General features: G+C 71.6%; 19 protein-coding genes and 1 pseudogene. 12 read left to right on the forward strand and 8 right to left on the reverse strand.

Annotated elements, in window-relative coordinates; all coding sequences use genetic code 11:
- The coding region (locus tag P3T35_RS37635) for an integrase core domain-containing protein (protein ID WP_280709440.1) at window positions 1-265 on the forward strand (265 nt) is incomplete at its 5' end.
- Between the two features lie 210 nt (window positions 266-475).
- Window positions 476-1,009, forward strand: a complete 534-nt coding sequence (locus P3T35_RS37640; protein WP_101383111.1) for an Arm DNA-binding domain-containing protein — start codon at window positions 476-478, stop codon at window positions 1,007-1,009.
- Between the two features lie 212 nt (window positions 1,010-1,221).
- Here P3T35_RS37640 and P3T35_RS37645 read toward each other — a convergent pair whose 3' ends face one another.
- The 3 genes from P3T35_RS37645 to P3T35_RS37655 form a co-directional block, all read right to left on the reverse strand.
- Window positions 1,222-1,602: a CBS domain-containing protein gene (locus P3T35_RS37645; protein WP_101383110.1), complete on the reverse strand. Its 381-nt coding sequence runs from the start codon at window positions 1,600-1,602 to the stop codon at window positions 1,222-1,224.
- Window positions 1,603-1,764: 162 nt separating this feature from the next.
- Window positions 1,765-3,288 carry a DEAD/DEAH box helicase gene (locus P3T35_RS37650; RefSeq protein WP_101383109.1) on the reverse strand — a complete coding sequence of 508 codons (1,524 nt, stop codon included), beginning with the start codon at window positions 3,286-3,288 and terminating at the stop codon, window positions 1,765-1,767.
- 367 nt (window positions 3,289-3,655) lie between these two features.
- Entirely contained in the window at window positions 3,656-3,859 is a 204-nt protein-coding gene (locus P3T35_RS37655; RefSeq protein ID WP_099897249.1) for a cold-shock protein, read from the reverse strand.
- A 515-nt stretch (window positions 3,860-4,374) separates the two neighbouring features.
- Between P3T35_RS37655 and P3T35_RS37660 the strand changes: the two genes are divergently transcribed.
- The 3 genes from P3T35_RS37660 (at window position 4,375) to P3T35_RS37670 (ending at window position 5,692) form a co-directional block, all read left to right on the forward strand.
- Window positions 4,375-4,602 (forward strand): hypothetical protein, encoded by a 228-nt coding sequence (locus P3T35_RS37660; protein WP_101383108.1) that lies wholly within the window; start codon window positions 4,375-4,377, stop codon window positions 4,600-4,602.
- A 264-nt stretch (window positions 4,603-4,866) separates the two neighbouring features.
- The gene (locus P3T35_RS37665; RefSeq protein WP_101383107.1) at window positions 4,867-5,235 is read left to right on the forward strand and encodes a hypothetical protein; all 369 of its coding nucleotides are present in this window, start codon (window positions 4,867-4,869) and stop codon (window positions 5,233-5,235) included.
- A gap of 94 nt (window positions 5,236-5,329) precedes the next feature.
- Window positions 5,330-5,692 carry a hypothetical protein gene (locus tag P3T35_RS37670; protein WP_101383106.1) on the forward strand — a complete coding sequence of 121 codons (363 nt, stop codon included), beginning with the start codon at window positions 5,330-5,332 and terminating at the stop codon, window positions 5,690-5,692.
- 389 nt (window positions 5,693-6,081) lie between these two features.
- On the opposite strand, the gene P3T35_RS37675 is transcribed toward P3T35_RS37670, so the two are convergent.
- The gene (locus P3T35_RS37675; RefSeq protein ID WP_280709466.1) at window positions 6,082-6,363 is read right to left on the reverse strand and encodes a MerR family transcriptional regulator; all 282 of its coding nucleotides are present in this window, start codon (window positions 6,361-6,363) and stop codon (window positions 6,082-6,084) included.
- Between the two features lie 917 nt (window positions 6,364-7,280).
- Here P3T35_RS37675 and P3T35_RS37680 point away from each other — a divergent pair.
- Complete coding sequence (locus tag P3T35_RS37680; RefSeq protein WP_143676959.1) at window positions 7,281-7,475, forward strand: hypothetical protein; 195 nt, start codon at window positions 7,281-7,283, stop codon at window positions 7,473-7,475.
- Between the two features lie 308 nt (window positions 7,476-7,783).
- Here P3T35_RS37680 and P3T35_RS37685 read toward each other — a convergent pair whose 3' ends face one another.
- The 4 genes from P3T35_RS37685 to P3T35_RS37700 all read right to left on the reverse strand — a co-directional run bounded on the left by P3T35_RS37685 (window position 7,784) and on the right by P3T35_RS37700 (window position 9,556).
- Window positions 7,784-8,182 (reverse strand): DUF2267 domain-containing protein, encoded by a 399-nt coding sequence (locus P3T35_RS37685; RefSeq protein WP_101383103.1) that lies wholly within the window; start codon window positions 8,180-8,182, stop codon window positions 7,784-7,786.
- Window positions 8,183-8,243: 61 nt separating this feature from the next.
- Complete coding sequence (locus P3T35_RS37690; protein ID WP_101383102.1) at window positions 8,244-8,648, reverse strand: DUF2267 domain-containing protein; 405 nt, start codon at window positions 8,646-8,648, stop codon at window positions 8,244-8,246.
- 51 nt (window positions 8,649-8,699) lie between these two features.
- Window positions 8,700-8,993 carry an STAS domain-containing protein gene (locus tag P3T35_RS37695; protein WP_101383101.1) on the reverse strand — a complete coding sequence of 98 codons (294 nt, stop codon included), beginning with the start codon at window positions 8,991-8,993 and terminating at the stop codon, window positions 8,700-8,702.
- 128 nt (window positions 8,994-9,121) lie between these two features.
- Window positions 9,122-9,556 (reverse strand): Hsp20/alpha crystallin family protein, encoded by a 435-nt coding sequence (locus P3T35_RS37700; RefSeq protein ID WP_101383100.1) that lies wholly within the window; start codon window positions 9,554-9,556, stop codon window positions 9,122-9,124.
- A gap of 110 nt (window positions 9,557-9,666) precedes the next feature.
- Here P3T35_RS37700 and P3T35_RS37705 point away from each other — a divergent pair, with 110 nt between their 5' ends.
- The 6 genes and pseudogenes from P3T35_RS37705 to P3T35_RS37730 all read left to right on the forward strand — a co-directional run bounded on the left by P3T35_RS37705 (window position 9,667) and on the right by P3T35_RS37730 (window position 15,785).
- A complete protein-coding gene (locus tag P3T35_RS37705; RefSeq protein ID WP_101383099.1) occupies window positions 9,667-10,359 on the forward strand; it encodes a hypothetical protein in 693 nt (230 codons plus the stop codon).
- Window positions 10,334-10,690 (forward strand): hypothetical protein, encoded by a 357-nt coding sequence (locus P3T35_RS37710; RefSeq protein ID WP_101383098.1) that lies wholly within the window; start codon window positions 10,334-10,336, stop codon window positions 10,688-10,690. The genes P3T35_RS37705 and P3T35_RS37710 overlap by 26 nt, the downstream gene beginning before the upstream one ends.
- 132 nt (window positions 10,691-10,822) lie before the next feature.
- A pseudogene (locus P3T35_RS37715) lies at window positions 10,823-11,596 on the forward strand (ISL3 family transposase); the annotation flags it as partial.
- Between the two features lie 254 nt (window positions 11,597-11,850).
- Window positions 11,851-12,810 (forward strand): terpene synthase family protein, encoded by a 960-nt coding sequence (locus P3T35_RS37720; protein ID WP_143676958.1) that lies wholly within the window; start codon window positions 11,851-11,853, stop codon window positions 12,808-12,810.
- A 54-nt stretch (window positions 12,811-12,864) separates the two neighbouring features.
- Window positions 12,865-14,577 carry a prenyltransferase/squalene oxidase repeat-containing protein gene (locus P3T35_RS37725; protein ID WP_101383096.1) on the forward strand — a complete coding sequence of 571 codons (1,713 nt, stop codon included), beginning with the start codon at window positions 12,865-12,867 and terminating at the stop codon, window positions 14,575-14,577.
- A gap of 11 nt (window positions 14,578-14,588) precedes the next feature.
- Window positions 14,589-15,785, forward strand: a complete 1,197-nt coding sequence (locus P3T35_RS37730) for a wax ester/triacylglycerol synthase domain-containing protein (protein WP_180356679.1) — start codon at window positions 14,589-14,591, stop codon at window positions 15,783-15,785.
- Window positions 15,786-15,791: the final 6 nt, after the last annotated feature.

The following is a 15,791-nucleotide window of genomic DNA, read 5'->3' on the forward strand; positions in this document are numbered from 1 at the left end:
CGGATGCTCGGAAACGGGCCAGTCCGGTTCGGAGGGAGGCCGAGCGGAAAAGGGCCTGCACCGGCAGGCACCTCGCCGCTCGGCCGACCCTACCCACACCCTGCTCGACGAATGGGCCTACGCCAGGCCCAACCGCACCGAACAGGAACGCCGGAACGCCTACCCCGAATGGCTCCACACCTACAATCACCACCGCGGACACACCGCACTCGCAGGCAAGCCACCCGCCAGCCGCATCCCCAACCCCACGGGTCAGAACAGCTAGGGCGAACCGGTATCGGGGTCGCGCGGTTCGGACCCGGCCCTGCCCGGCGGCGACGCGCGGATATCACACCGCGCACACAAGCTCTCGAAGAAGACGGAAAAGGCCGTATCCGATACTTCGGATACGGCCTCTGATCTGTGACTTCGCAAGTCGGTACGACAGGATTTGAACCTGCGACCCCTTGACTGCCGGTCCAAGGAGGAGCCACCTATGGGACAGCGCAGGAGCAGGGGCCGGGTCTACCGTCGATGCGGTTGCCAGGACGAGAACCGGAAGCAGCTCGACCCGTGGTGTCCGCAGCTGATCGCGGATGCCGAGCACGGCACGTGGACGTACGCCGTCGACCTTGTACCCGAGGATGGTCGGCGTCGCACCCGCCGCCGTGGTGGCTTCGCCACCCGCGCGGAGGCAGCCCGGGAGATGGCACGGGTGCTGGATGGTGAGCTGCGCGGGGTCTACGAGGACCGCTGCGCGACGGCGGCCGGCTACCTGCGCGAGTGGCTGGCCGCGAAGAAGGCGGAGCTCGCACCGACCACCTACGCCGGCTACGAGGCATGCGTCGAGCGGGACCTGATCCGCACCCTCGACGACCGCATGCAGTCCCACTCCTGGAACCGTCTGCGCACACGCGCTGCCCGCGCGCCGCCCTTGCCGCTAGACACTATCCACATCCACCCACCCGAGACGCATTGCCCTCCGGCCAGATCATCTGGTACGAAAACCCGTCTGCCGTCTGGGGATTGACGCCCACTTACCGAAACGGGCGGTCACTGCCCTGGCCCCGGTGCCCGCACCCCGCGCTTGGCCGCGTTCAGCGCGGGCAGTAGGTCCTCGAGAGTCATCCTGAGCCCTCCAGGTCCTCCCGGACCTCAGCCATCTCACCAGGTGTCACACACCATCAACGACGCAACTCACCTATGGAAACACCACACTTGCACCGACCTGACCAAGCCCTACTAGAAGCTGAGCAGGCCGATGGCGTGGCCGTCGGGGTCGACCACCGGCCATGTGTCCAGGCCGCGGGCGCGCATGGTGGCGGCTGCGCTGGTGGCGGGCATGTCGACGGTGGCGAACGGGGCCTGGTCGAGGACGATGTCGCGCACCGGGGTGCGCTCGGTGGACCAGGTGCGGGTCTGGAACGGGGTGAGGTGCAGGCGGGTCAGCAGCCCGGCGCAGCGGCCGTCGTCGTCGCGGACCAGGAGGTGGTCGGCGCCGGAGCTGTGCAGGATGTCGATCGCCATGTCGACCATGACGTCGTCGCTGATCTGCAGCTCGGGGTGTCTCATGAGGTCGCCGACGGTGGCGGTGGTCGCGGGGTGCTCGAGGGTGAGGGTCATGGGCGGACTCCTTGGTGTCGGTTCCGCCGGGGCCGACGGTAGTCGGGGCACCGGCGGTGGGATGGCTGGCGGGGTCCGCCGGAGCGGGCCGGGACTCTTGTTTCGCGCTGGTGAGTCGTGTGGGCCTGGACCGCAGCGGCGGTCCAGGCCCACACCCGCCTGCTAGGCGGCGAGGGCGACGCGCCTCGGTGCCCGGCGGCGGCCGGAGGAGCCCTGGTTGTCGCGGCCCGCGACGGTCGCGCGGGTGTCACCGGCTGCGTGGGCGGGGCGTCCTCGGCGGCCGCGGCTCGTAGACGGGCTGCGGCGGGGGCGTTCGACGGCGGGGGCGGCGATCACGGTGGGGATGCCGGTGGGCACGCGGGCGCCGGTGATACGGGCCAGGTCCTCGTCGCCGGCGCTGACCCTGGTGATGACGGGGGTGATGGCGGCCGTCGTCATCATGCGGGCCATCTCGCGGCGCTGGTTGGGCAGGACCAGTGTGACGACGGTGCCGGATTCTCCGGCCCGGGCCGTGCGGCCGCCCCGGTGGAGGTAGTCCTTGTGGTCTGCCGGCGGGTCGAGGTTGACGACGAGGTCGAGGCCGTCGACGTGGATGCCGCGGGCGGCGACGTTGGTGGCGATCAGCGCGGTGACCTGGCCAGTGCGGAACTGCTCCAGGGTGCGGGTGCGCTGCGGCTGGGACTTGCCGCCGTGCAGGGCGGCGGCCTTCACCCCGTTGGCGAGCAGGTCATCCACCAGGCGGTCTGCGCCGTGCTTGGTGTCGATGAACATGATCACCCTGCCGTCGCGGGACGCGATGTGGGCGATCGTGGCGTTCTTGTCATAGTTCTGCACGTGCAGCACGTGGTGCTCCATGGTGCTGACCGCTCCCGCGGACGGGTCCACCGAGTGGGTGACCGGGTCCTTGAGGAAGCGCCGCACCAGCCGGTCGACATTGCGGTCCAGGGTGGCGGAGAACAGCATGGTCTGACCGCCTTCGGCGACCTGTTCGAGGAGCTCGGTGACCTGCGGCAGGAAGCCCATGTCGGCCATCTGGTCGGCCTCGTCGAGCACCGTGATACCGACCCCGTCCAGCTGACAGTCGCCGCGCTGGAGCAGGTCCTTGAGCCGGCCGGGGGTGGCCACCACGACCTCCGCCCCGCGGTTCAGCGCCTGCGCCTGGCGTCCGATCGACATCCCGCCCACCACGGCCGCCATCCGCAGCCGCACCGCGTGGGCGAACGGGGTGAGGGCGTCGGTCACCTGTTGCGCGAGTTCGCGGGTGGGGACCAGGACGAGGGCCAGCGGGCGGCGCGGTTCGGCGCGCCGGCCGGCGGTACGGGCCAGCACGGCGAGGCCGAATGCGATGGTCTTGCCGGAGCCGGTGCGGCCTCGTCCGAGGACGTCCCGGCCGGCCAGCGAGTTCGGCAGCGTCGCGGCCTGGATCGGGAACGGCGTGGTGACGCCGTGCCGGGTCAGGGTGGAGAGCAGGGCCTTGGGCATGTCCAGTTCGTCGAACGCTTCGACGGCCGGGAGCGCCGGAGTGGTGCTCACCGGCATCGCGAACTCGCCCTGCGGAGTGGAACCCTGACGGGCGCTACGGCCGCGGGCGGACCGGTCGCCGTAGAAGGAGGTGCCGCCGGAGCGGGAGGAGGCTGAGTAGCGGGAGTTGGCGTTCTGGTACGGGGAGCGGCTGGACCGGTTCATGCGAAACCTTCCTGGGGCGGCACGTCGCGGGGAAGCTCCGCAGCGCGAGGCGCCAGCAGGAGGTCGCAGGAAACGGGCCGAAAGTGTGGGGAGCGGGGCGTGGACGGTGGAACCGTGCGGCACGTCACCTACGGTCGGCGCTCGTCGCGGAGGGCGGGAGCGGAGAACCTCGAGCCGTGAGCTGTCACGGCAGGGCGCCGATCCGGACGCGGCGCTGTGCGTCTCGCGTGGGGATGGCCGCCGGCGGCGGAGCCAGGGGGCCAGAAACGGCCGGGGAAGCGCGTCGTGGCGCAATGCCGAGGGGCCCGCACCGGGCATCATGTACGCGGTGCGGGCCCCTCGCTACCAGGCGGGTGCCGGGCAGAAACTACAGCGGACGAATGTTCTCGGCCTGCGGGCCCTTCTGGCCCTGCGTGACGTCGAACTCGACCTTCTGGCCCTCGAGCAGCTCACGGAAGCCGTTGGCGTTGATGTTCGAGTAGTGGGCGAAGACGTCAGCGCCGCCACCGTCCTGCTCGATGAAGCCGAAGCCCTTTTCCGCATTGAACCACTTCACAGTGCCATTAGCCATAAAAAAATCTCCTTCAAGGGGCTGTCCGAAGCCCGCACAGCGCGCGCTTCGAGTCGCCGCGATGAGCACCCACCCGGGGAAGAGCCGGGAAACAAAAAGGCGCCTGCGAAACACCAGCAGGCGCACACAAAGTTCATGGGAACCACTACTGCAACTAAAACGACTCTAGCAGGCCCAGGCCCGCCGCGGGCGGATATTCCACCCCCGGTCCTGCAGGGCCCCTTCCCCAGGGCTGCCGGGTGCAGGGCGACAGGCCCGTCAACACGCATGCATGGCGTACTGGTTGGACATGGATCCCGCCTCCTGGGCGCCGACCACTCGCTCCCCCAGAAGGGCGAGTCGCGCGGGAGCTGAGCACCCGCCCCGCCGCGACAGACCCGAGAAATCGACGCACCACGCCCACCGGCGCCATCCGGGGGCGCACTGGACGGCTTGCGCGAAATTCCTGTTGCAGCTCCGAAATTGAGTGGACCGAGAAGACCCGCTCCCGCGATTTTCGGCGCATACTGCAGGGAATGAGGAAATCTGCAGCAGTCCGCCGTGTCCTGCCCACCAGCCCCTTCAAGCCCCCGGCTGAAGCACCGCGCAAGCGCTTCGCAGTCGGCGACCGCGTCACCCACGACACCTATGGCCTCGGCCGGGCCATCGGCGTCGAAGGCGACAGCGACATCGCGGTACTCGTCGACTTCGGATCGCGGCGGGAACGCATCACCCAGCCCTACACCGCGATGTTCAAACTCTGACCCAGGACGCACGCGGTTCTCCGCCGAGTGCGCCGCGCATGGTGCGGACCGTGCGGTAGGCCCCTGGCCCGTCGCGTCGGCGCACCGTCCAGGGGACGCGCACCCCGGCCGGGTCGAACGGGAACCCGACGCTCCGGCACCATAGCCTCACCGGCAATGGCCGGAACGGCATGTGACGAGTCGTCAATGATGGGCGGGTGTGGGCTGGGCAGGCGATAAACCCTGCGCGTGGATGACAAACATCTGTTTGAGTCCGTCTGTGCGGTGCTCTCACTCCGAGGGTTCGAGCCGACACCGTCGCAGGCGGCCGGGCTCTCCGCCCGGCAGCGTCCGGGGATCGGCCTGGTGCTGGGGTGGTGTCCGGGCGAGGACCTGATCGGACCGACCCTCCACGCCTGCCCGCATCCCGCCGACGCCGCCGGGCGCACCGAGTTCCGCGGCATCCGCGGCGCGCTGATGCTGGCCCTGGCGGAGGTCCTCGGCTCCGCGGGCTTCACCGTCACCGCCCTCGGAGCCGACCTGCTCGTCACCGCCGGCCCGCGCGATCCGGGCGATGCCCCGGCGCTCGCGGCTGCCGCCACCTGCCCTGCACCGCGGCGCAGCCGATCGGCACGTCAGGTCGCCGCCGCGTAGCGCCCGGCCGTGCAGTCGGCGCGAGGGCCGTGGCCACCATGGCCGCTGCCCAGGCCCGTGGGCGCCGCGGAGGCCGTGTCCTATTCTGGGGGGCATGTCGAACCCTGACGGGCTGCTCGTCGACATCGCCGCGATGGTCGAGTCGGAGCACAGCAATCAGATGTCCTTGACGGTGGTGGTTCCCGGTGCGGTGATCACGGGCAGGCTTGCGCCGGTGACCCTGTGGTTGGAGCGGGTGGCGGAGGTCCTCCAGGCCTCGGAGCATCTGAAGCCGTTCGCCGCTCTCTTCGCCCCGCCCGCCGACGGCCCGCCCGCACGGCCCACCCATCTGCATCTCCACCGGGCGAAGATCCTTCAGGGTGACTTCGGGCTCCCCCACACCGGCGGCATGTACCGCATCGCCATCGAGGACATCAGCAGTTGGACGGTCGGGGACCTCAGCTACTCCGATTCCTGATAGCCACCGCAGGCCAAGTAGCCGCCAGGCTTGGCGCCCTACCTCCCCGCAACAAGGAGTCGCTGAGCGTTGAGCGGGGTGCATTGACCGCTGGTCCGGGTGTCGGGGTGGAGCCGCTGACGGCCCCGGCCGAGAGACCAAGGGCGCAGCGGGCGGAAGGCACCGGCGCCCCGGGCGGTGCCTTCCGTTTCCGAGCGGACCGTCCCGAGCACCTGGCCGGCGGCGTCCAGCCCGGCCGCGCCCTCCAGCCGCCACGTCTTGTGCCGCGCTGTGGTGCTGCCGTCCGGGGCGAGCAGAGCGTACAGCGCGAGGCCGTCCGCCTCCGTCTGGCACCTGTGGCGGGCGGCCGTACGGCTGGAAGGAGCTGTGGGCCAGGTTGCCGGTCCGGGTCAGGTGTCCGCGGGGGGCTCCTGGCGGTGTTGGGAGCGGCGGAGTTGTTCGTTGAGGCGCAGGGCTTCCTCGAGTTGGTCTTCGAGGATGACGATGCGGCAGGCGGCCTCGATGGGGGTGCCCTGGTCGACGAGGTCGCGGGCGCGCATGGCGATGCGCAGTTGGTAGCGGGAGTAGCGGCGGTGGCCGCCGTCGGAGCGTAGCGGCGTGATGAGGCGGTGTTCGCCGAGGGCTCGTAGGAAGCCGGGGGTGGTGCCGGTCATCTCGGCGGCGCGGCCCATGGTGTAGGCGGGGTAGTCGTCGTCGTCGAGTTTGTCGGGTGTGTCGGGGCTGGCCGTTGTAGTCACTGCACCTCTCTGGTTCTCGGAAGAACGCGTCGAGGGGCCCCGGCGCCGTAACGGCTCCGGGGCCCCGAAGGGGAACAACACCATCTACCGGCCTGGGCCGGTCCTGTTACTTCCGCACTGCCCCAGGGGAGGGGTGTGCGGGGATCGCGTATGCGTGACCGGAAACCACCGTCCTTGCGTTGGGGTCTGCGGTGTCCGCCCGGGCGAGCATTCACGGGCCGGGCGATCCTGATGGCGCTTGCGCCCTCCATTCATCCTCTGTACTGACCTGTCACTTTTCGTACTGCTGGTACTGCACCTGCTGAACTGCGTACTACTGGTCGGTGGCCGTGGCGGCCCACCCGGTCCGGCAGTCAGCCCCGTCGGCTGTCCTGCACCTGCGGTGGCTCGGAACCCCACCGCCCGGACCCCTCGGCACGCGCGCCCGCAGCCTGGGCGCCTTTGCTGAGGTCCTGCCTGTCGTGCGACTGCTGGTACTGCACTCACTGAACTGCGTACTACTCGATACCGCTGGTGGCGGCCCCTGATGCCTGCGGGCCGCCCGGTCCGGCAGCCAGCCCCGTCGCCGTCCTGCACCTGCCTGGCTTCGGGACTCCACTGCCGGACCGACCTGCGAACTTCGGTCCAACAACCCCGGCCAGTTCGTGTCTGGCCGGTATCGCCGACTGCTGTCTACGAGAGAAACGTTAGACCCACCCGCGAGCAATGTCTACTCCGGCGCGCATAGATTTTGCCGCGCCCGCGAGTGAGGTAGCCTTCCGCTGCGCGGCGGCGGCAACCCCCCCCGAGCCGCCGCCGCGCGCCCGAAGTAACGAGCGGCACCGCACAGGGAGGCGGCAGTGGAACACCTGGTGCCCGCAGCACCAGAGACGGTCCGGGACGGACAGGCGGACCTAGTCGAAGCGATCACCGAGGCCGTGCACGACGGTGACGACCGAACCGTCCGCCGGCTGCTGGCCCGCTTCGCCGAACTGGCCACCATCACCGACCTGTACGCCTTGCGCGACGCCCTCGGCACCGCCCGCCCACCTGGCGCCCACGGGTAGAGGTGGCTCCTGCCGGAACGCACTCGCGGACCTGCCCGACCAGGTGTTCAGGTCGATCTTGCGCCTGGCGTCGTGGTGTGCGGCGCTCTCGCCCTGAGTGGTCGGGGCGAGGGGAGCCGATGCCCGGCCAGTAGGCGAGCTCCAGCACCGTGCCGGCGCCCGCCAGTGCCCGGTACGGCTGGACGGAGCGCACCTGCCGAGGCGTTGTCGCGGCGCACCACTGTGGCGCCGGACTCGAACGGCGGGGGCGGTAGCGGTCCTGCGTCGTCGGGCTGCGCGCGGAGGCCGACGCCGGTGGTGCCGCCGGGTCAAGCTGCGGCGGTGAGGTCGGCGCGGCCGAACAGGAGCGCGTAGCCGCGGGGAAGGTCGGTGAGGATGCGGTCGGTGAGGTGGTCGCCGGCGAGGTCGTTGAGGGCGGCCAGGACGGAGGAGGTGTCCCAGCGGGCGCCGGTGAGGCTGGCGTTCAGGGCGCGGGCGACGGCTTCGACGAAGGCGGGGGCCGCGACGGGCTGGGGCAGTGGGACCTGCGAGGCGAAGACGGCGCGGGCGCGCTCGGGCAGGGCTGCGGCGAGGTCGCAGCGCTCCTCGCCGGTGAGCTGGCTGCCGAGGACGGCCAGGACGGCGCAGAGAACGCGTTCGGCCTCCTGGTCGGAGGCGTAGCGGCCGAGGGTACGGACCTGCTGGAGAAGGAGGCGGTACCGGGTCATGGCGGTGGTGGCCTTCCAGGGGTGGGACGCCGCTGGCGATAGGGCGGCACGAAGGTAGGGGTCAGGGGCGGTGGCCGGGCTGGGGACGGCCGAACAGAAGGTCGTAGCCGGGCGGTAGCTGGAGCAGGACGCGCTCGGTGAGGTCGTCTCCGGCCACGTCGGCCACCGTGGACAGGACCGCGCCGATGTCCCACAGCGCGGTGGTCTCGGTGGCGCCCTCGATCCAGGCCGCGGTCGCACGCACGAACCTGTCGGGGCTGAGCGGCTCGGCGGCCTGCAGCGGGTTGAGCAGGATCAGGGCAAGGGTCTCCGGCAGGCGGGCGGCCAGTTCGGCCCGCACATCGCCGACCAGGTGGGCGCCGAGCAGGGCCAGGACGACACGCGCCGCCCGCTCGGCTTCCTGGGGTGTGTCGTACTCGCCGCGTTCCCGGATCGCTTCCAGGAACGCCTCCCATCGAAGAGTCACCACGGTTCTCCCTCCGTCCCAAGGGCCGGCGCGAACGCCGTCGACGCCCGGTCAGGGCCCGACGGTCAGGCGCCGGTTCAGACCGGTGAGCTTGAGCAGCCGGACCACGCGCCGGCCGGCGCCGCGAAGGACCAGGCGCCCGCCGCACCGGTCGGCCTGGTCGCGGGCCTGGACGATGGCGTCCAGGCCAGCGCAGTCCATGAACGTCACCTCCGACAGATCGAGCACCACCTCCCGATGCGTCTCAAGCGCGGCGGTCAGAGCGCGGCGCAGCGAGGGGGCGGTGTCGAGGTCGATCTCGCCGCGCGCCCTGACCGCGGCGGGCGCCTGGCCTTGATCGCGCATGGTGTCTCTCGTTGTCGGCCCGGCCCGCGCAGCGTGGTGTCCGGGGACTGCGGGGCCGGGCGGGGTCCGGTCGGGGCCGTCCCGCAGGGCCCAGGGGGGCGGCGGTGCGGGACGGCGGTCCGGGGTGGTCAGGCCTGGATCTGCTTGCGGCTGCCGCTGTGGCTGATCTCGATCTTGCGGGGCTTGGCCTTCTCCGCGACCGGGATCTTCAGCGTCAGCACGCCGGCGTCGTAGTCGGCGCTGATCCCCGCGGGGTCGAGGGTGTCGGAGAGCATGACCTGGCGGGAGAACACGCCGAGCGGGCGCTCGGACAGCTCCCACTTCACATTGTCGCCCTGGTGACGCGGGCGGCGCTCGGCCTTGACGGTCAGCATGTTCCGCTCCACGTCGATGTCGATCGCGTCCGGGTCCACCCCCGGCAGGTCGAAACAGATCACGTACTCGTCGCCCACACGGCAGGCATCCAACGGCATCGGGGCCGGCCGCGACCACGTGCCGGTCGTGCCCAGGAACTGCTGGGTCAGCCGGTCCAGCTCGCGCAACGGGTCAGTGCGCATCAGCATCGCGAAACACCTCCACTGATCGAATGGGTGCCAGTGCGCTTCACCTGAAACTGTTCTAGCATGTCATCCATCCGATGACAAACACCTGAGTCGCCAAAGGAGTGACATCTATGGGAGAGCGGCCCGACGCACCCACCACCGGCGGCGGCCCACCCACGGGACCGGCGTCCTTCCTCGCCGCCGCCGCCGCGCTCGCCGCCATCGACGACGCCGTCCGCACCGCCCAGAACACCCGCCCGGCCACCCGGCCCAGCACCGGCACACCGGACGAGGGCCCCGAGCCGGCCCTGGCCGCCCTGGTACTACTGCGCGAGCTGCGCACCGAGCTCGCCGGCTGGGAAGCGGGCCTGGTGGAAACCGCCCGTGACGGCGGCGCCACCTGGGCCGACCTCGCCCACCCCATGGGCGTCGCCAGCCGCCAGGCCGCCGAGAACCGCTACCTGCGCCTGCGCCCCGCCGGCAGCAGACCGGAAGAGGCCGCGACCGGGGCGGAGCGCGTCAAGGCAGTACGCGACCGCCGGGCCGCCGAGCGCGCCGTCGCCGCCTGGGCCCGCGACAACGCCGCCGACCTGCGCGTCCTCGCCGCCCAGATCACCGCCGCGCCCGACCTCACACCCCGGGCCCGTCCCGCGCTGACCGCGCTCACCACCGCCCTCGGCGCCCCCGACCCGGCCGACCTGCTCGCGCCCCTCGCCGACATGCGCCCCCACGTCGCCGCCCATCCGGACCTCGCCGCCCGCCTCGACGACCTCACCCACCGCACCGACCGCCTCCGCCATGACAGCGACCAACGACGCACCTGACCGCCTCACCACCGCTGAAGACCGCTGGCAGCAGATCGAAGACCGGCTCGCCGCCATCGAGCGCCGCATCCACGGGCACGGCAGCGCCGCCATCGCCACCATCGACGCTTGCCTGGCCAGAATCGACGCTTGCCTGGCCAGACTCGACGCCCTCCGCCACGATCTGGCCCACGGGCCCTGGCCCCCGCAGGGCTTCCCCACGCCCGCAGGCCCTCCGGCTATCCCGCCGCAACCGGCGCGAGCCCGCACCGAGAGCCCGCCCGCAACGGCCGGCCACCGGCATGCACCGACCGTCCCGGACGCACCGCTGGCTGTACAGGCCCCCGCCTGACCCCGCACCGGCCAGGACGGCCGCTGATCCGTTCCGCGCGTATGAAAGGGCGAATATCGGTGGGCGTGTCAGCGATCTGGCTCTGTCGCGAATTCGGTGGTGCCGAAGCGTCATAATCGTCGTCGACACGTCATGCGAGATGTCAACGAGCTTGTGGGCTTGGTGTTTTCGGGATTGTCGCCGCTGGTCATAGATGCCGTCGAGGGCGGGGGTGCGTTGATCAGGGTCCGGGCGCGGACGCCGGAGGGGGCCGGCGGCGTGCCCGAGGTGTGGGGCCGCCGCGGTGCGGGTGCACGGCTACCACGAGCGGACCATCGCGGACGTGCCGATCGACGCGCGCCGGGTGGTGGTTCGGGTACGAGTGCGCCGCCTGCTGTGCCCAACCCCGGGTTGCCATCAGACATTCCGTGAACAGCTGCCCGGAGTCCTCGAGCGCTACCAGCGGCGCACGCCCCCGTCTGACCGCGCAGATCGGCGCGGTGGTGCGGGAGTTAGCCGGTCGTACCGGTGCCCGAGTGTTATCCGCTCTGGCCGTGTTCGTCTCCCGGCACGTGGCCCTGCGCGTGCTGCTGCGCCTGCCGCTGCCGAAGCCGCGGACACCCCGTGTGCTCGGGGTGGACGACTTCGCCCTACGTCGACGCCGGCGCTACGCGACCGTCCTCATCGACGCCGAGACCCGCGAGCGGATCGACGTCCTGCCCGACAGTCAGGCCGACACCCTGGAGGCCTGGCTGCGAGAGCATTCCGGCGTCAAGGGTCGTATGCCGGGACGGCTCCGCGGCCTACGCCGGGGCGATCCGCCGCGCACTGCCGGACACGGTGCAGGTGGCCGACCGCTGGCACGTCTGGCACAACCTGGCCGAAGCGGTCTTCAGGGAGGTCGCCGCCCACAGCACCTGCTGGGCCAAGGCCGGACCGCCACCCCAGGCCAGCCACCACGCTGGTACCGGTGACCACCGCCGGCGCCAGCGCCGAGGCAGGAGCGATCGGGGTGCGGCCCGTGTTGCTTGTGAGCCTGCGACGGTTCAGGGTACTGGCCTTCGCTGACAGGAACTCGTCCGGTGCGGAGCACACGTTGCACTGCGTGGGCGCTTTCCCGAGGTTGACGTCATTTCCGAGTTCGCCGCCCAGATTTGACGGTGGTCTGACAAGATCGGGGCATGGCTGACATCTCATCAGTCCCGGCGGCTCTCGGGTCCGAGGCGGTGCTGCCGTGGGCGCGGGAAGCGGGTTTGGTGGCGGACGCCCGCGAGGAGCGGCGTCTTGCCACGATGCGGCTGGACGTATTGGCCGGCGGCGCCCTCCCGCGGGAAGATGCGGCGGATGTGGCGCTGACGGCGCAGTGGGCGGCGTTCATCTGCTGGGTGGACGACCAGATCGACCGTCGGGGCCTGGGGTCGGTCCCGGGTGAGCTGGAGCGGTTCACCGCATCCCTGCGCCGGGTACTCGCTCCCGACTCAGGAGCCTCCGCTGCCGCTCCCTCGCACGCGGTGGTGCTGGCGCGGTTGTGGGAGCGTACGGCCGCGGGCATGCCCGCCCGCTGGCGGGAGCGTTTCACCACGGACTACACCGACTTCCTGGACTCCTGCGAAAAGGAGGTGGCCCTGCGACGTACCGGGGTCCGGCTGCCGGTGGCGGCCTATCTGGAACTGCGGCGCCGCACGATCACCCTGCTGCCCATGCTCGACGTACTGGAACGCACCGGCCACGCCCACCTGGTGGAGGACCCGCGCGTGGATGCCCAAGTGCGGGATCTGCGCTGGGCGGTGGCGGATGTCGCGGGCTGGGCGAACGACCTGGCCTCGGCTGCGGACGACGAGGCCGCCGGCCAGGACAACCTGGTGACGCTCCTCGCCCGCCACGACGGCTGTTCGACAGGCGAGGCCCGGCTACGGGTGGCCGCGATGATCGAGGAACGCCGCGCGGGCTTCGGGACCACCGCGGCGGCGCTGCGCGCCGTACCCGCCCTGCCGCAAGACCGATTGGAGGAACTGCTCCGCTACGTCGACCTGGTGGAGGCGTTCATGGCCGCCACCCTGCACTGGCTGGCCGTCACCGGGCGCTTCATCCCCGATCCTGAGCCGCCCACACCACACCGGTCTACGGTGCCGCCGTACTGACGTGCGGGACACGGCGACGACCCGCCGATCGACGACATCCCAGGACGGAGCCTGATGCGACCCGCCCCGATACCCGCCGACCTGCCCCGCTGGCCCCACGCCGCTTTCCCCGCCGACCTGGCGCCCGCCACCGCCCGGCTGCGCGCCCATCTCTTGTCCCGGGTCGACCCAGACGGGGCGGTGCGCGACCCCTGTCACAGCCGCGTCCTGGAATCCGCCCTCCTGCTCGCTCTGCTGGACCGTACCAACGTGGAGCCCGCAGCCCGAGCACAGCTGGCAGGCTATCTCGCCGGCCACCGCGACTCCCCGAAGCCGCTGGACCGGGTGCTGGCACGAGCCGCCCTCGACGGCCGGCCGGCCACGGCCGACCTGCTGGACGTCGAGCAGTTCCTCGGCCAGGCACCGGACTTCACCGGAGCACGCAAACGCGCCCTCTTGCACGCGGTCCTCGTCCTGCTCGGCGGCGCCCCCGGCTCAGAGCTCCCCGGCACCGAAGCGTTCTCCCTGCGCGGCCTGCACACCTGGGCGCGTGTCCAGGTCACCGCGGTCAAGGCCGTCCTCGCCCACGCCCACCGGCAGCCCCAGCTGATCGACGCACCCGACCTGGAACTGCTGCGCTCCACCCAGCGCCCGGGGACCGCATGGGAGGGAAACCTGCTCATCCACCTGTCCGTGCTGCACGCCCTGGCGCCGCTGCCCGGCCACCGCCACCTGATAGTTGACGGGATACGCACCGCACTGGAACACCAACGCCCCGACGGGGGAATGCCGTTCATCTGCGACGAGGACACCTGGCTGACCGCCACCGCCGGGGTGGCGCTGCACGCCGCCGGGGCCGGCGCACCCGTCCTGGACGCCATCGCCCACCGCCTGCTCCACCTCCAGCAGAGCGGCGGCGGCTGGTCCTACACCGAACACGCCCAGCTCGCCGACGTGGACTGCACCTCGGCCGCCGTCGAAGTCCTCCACCTCACCGGCCCCGACGCCCACCGCACGCCGATCAGCCGCGCGATCGGCGCCCTGCACGCCCTACGCGGACCCGACGGCGGCTTCCCCACCTACCTGGCCGGCGCACCGTCGGAAGCCTGCATGACCGCGGCCGCCGCCAACGCCCTCAACACCCAGGGCCACCACCAACACGCCGCCGTGCAGGCCGCCCTCCAACACCTGGCCTCCCAGCAGCACCCGGACGGCTCCTTCCCACCCGACTGGAGCAGCAGCCGCCTGCACACCGTCTTCCGTGCGGCCCTCGCCGCCGTGCGCCACCCCGACCACGCCACACCCGGCAGCCCGGCGCAGCAGATCACCGAGCGGGCGACGCAGTTGGTGCTGAACTCCCAGAATCCCGACGGCGGCTGGGGCCAGCAGGACGGCGATGCCAGCGATGCCCTCACTACCGCCTACGCCCTCATCACCCTCAGCTCCTGCAGCGCCGTGCCCGGCCCCGCCGCCCGCGGCGCCGCCTACCTGCTCACCCGCCGGCGCCCCGACGGGTCCATCGCCGGCATCCCGGACTCCATCGGGCCGCGCCCGTTCGGCTTCTCCGTCCCCGCTCTCGCCGACACCTTCACACTCCTCGCTCTCGGGCACCTCACCCGCCGCCTGGCCCCCGCAGCGCCGCGCACACCGTTACAGCAGCCGTCGGCCATGGCGGCCCGCCATCAGGGCGAGCCCGTGACCCTCTCGCCCAGCGCCACCCCACGCCCGTGTCCTCCCGGAAGGAAGCCGCCGTGCCCAGTCCCGCGCGCCCCACGCCCATGGATCTGACCATGCACGACATGGCTCAGGCACGGCCCTGGCTGTCGCTGACCGTCGGTGCTTTCCTCCACTGCGAAGGCCCCGCCCCACGGCTCGCCGACCTGCGCGCCCACATCGCCGCCAACCTCGCCCGGCAGCCCCGCCTCACCCACTACCTGAAGGGCCCAGGCCTTCGGGCCCGCTGGGCCCGAGACCCGGACCCCGACCTGGAACAACGAGTCCGCGAACGGCAGATCGAGCTCGGCGAGTCACATCTGGACGCTGCCCTGCAGGATCTCCTGACGCACCCACTCCCGGACAACGGCCCGCCCTGGGACCTGTGGCTGCTGCACGGCCACGCCCCCGGCCGCTTCACCCTGTGCTACCGCGCCCACCACACCACCCACGACGGCGGTGGCCTTTTCGACACCGTCTACAAGCTGTTCGGCACCTCCCCAGCCGACGCCACCGCCCGCACGACCGCGGTCCCGGCCCCCAGGGCGGAACTCGGCGACTACGCCCGCACCCTCACAGGGATGCTCGGCTCCGCCGCCGCCAACAACCTCTGGAACGACCCCGACCGGCCTCTGCGCGGCGCCCGCGTCAGCGCCTGGGCGCAGGTGCCCACCGATGTCCTGCGCACCACAGCCGCAGCGCGCGGCGGCAGCACCAACGACGCAGTACTGGCCGCCCTGGCCGGCGCGCTGCGCACCTGGAGCGCCGAGCACGGGCCCCGAGGTGCCGGTCGGCCCGTGTCCGTCGCGATGATGGTGAACCTGCGCCGCACCGCAGAGAGCGGCCTCCCCGGGAACCTCTTCACATTCGCTCCCCTCGCCCTGCCCTGCCACCGGCCGACCCCGGCCGACCGATTGGAGGCGGTCATCGCCGCCACTCGTGGGCCGAAGAACGCCGCCCGGCGTGCAGCCATGCGCACGATCACGGATCACACTCCGGCGCGGGTCTTCCACACACTCGCCGCCCGGCTCACCACTCCTTCCAGGGCGATCATCGACACCTCCTACGTCGCCATCAACCAACCCTTGCAGTACCAGGGCGCCCCCGTCACCCACCTCCAGGTGTTCACCTGGCTCCCGCACAGCCACCCGGCATCGATCGTCGCGTGCAGCTACAACGGCACCACCAGCGCCTACTTCGTCACCGACCAAGCCCTCCCCGGACTCCACCAGCTCCCTGCCCTGTGGGAACAAGCCGCCGCGCAGCCCACCTCGGCACAGTGAACCGAC

It is taken from the genome of Kitasatospora sp. GP30 (assembly GCF_029892145.1).
Taxonomy (GTDB): domain Bacteria; phylum Actinomycetota; class Actinomycetes; order Streptomycetales; family Streptomycetaceae; genus Kitasatospora; species Kitasatospora acidiphila.